Source organism: Pontibacter beigongshangensis, from assembly GCF_014332515.1.
Classification (GTDB): Bacteria; Bacteroidota; Bacteroidia; order Cytophagales; family Hymenobacteraceae; genus Pontibacter; species Pontibacter beigongshangensis.
This window is the reverse complement of sequence record NZ_VFSD01000068.1, coordinates 1-552: the sequence shown is the minus strand read 5'-3', so window position 1 is coordinate 552 and position 552 is coordinate 1. Positions and strand designations below refer to the sequence as shown.

Genomic DNA, 552 nt, shown 5'->3' with positions numbered 1-552 from the left:
GTTACATGTAATAGAAATGAATAAAGAAGTAGAAGAAACAATAGAAAGCATTTTCTCTATCCTGCGGCAGGAAAGCGAAGAACTTTCAAAAGAATTTCCAAACATAAAGCCTTCATTGATTCTCACCAGCTACAATGAATCAGAAATTGAGGAATTAGAAAAGGAATTTAATATTAAGGTACCAAGAATTCAGAAAGAATTTATCGCAAAATATTCTCCTGAAAGATTTCATATTATGTACACTGACATTTATGGAATTGCTGGACTAAGAAAAGAGCTACAGGATTATATACCTGAAGAACTTTTAAAAGAAGGTTATTTGCCTTTTGCAGGTAGCGAAGGCAACTATTACTGTTTGAATATGGAAAAGGATGAAGATAGGGTATACTTCTTTGACCATGAAGAGTATGGTATTTCAAGAACAGGTCTAAAGTTTGGCTCCTTCTTCAAAGACTTATTAGCTTCAAAACTGGAAATGAAAGAAGACGACAACATGTAACCCTGTGGAGCATTAACCTTGCTCCGCTTCGGCTCATGCTCCACTATACCGTT

1 protein-coding gene is annotated in these 552 nt (G+C 35.1%); it reads left to right on the top strand.

The genetic code is table 11. The features are described from left to right. On the top strand, positions 1-499 hold a 499-nt coding region (locus FJM74_RS22125; RefSeq protein ID WP_206684096.1), incomplete at its 5' end, for an SMI1/KNR4 family protein. Positions 500-552 lie beyond the last annotated feature (53 nt).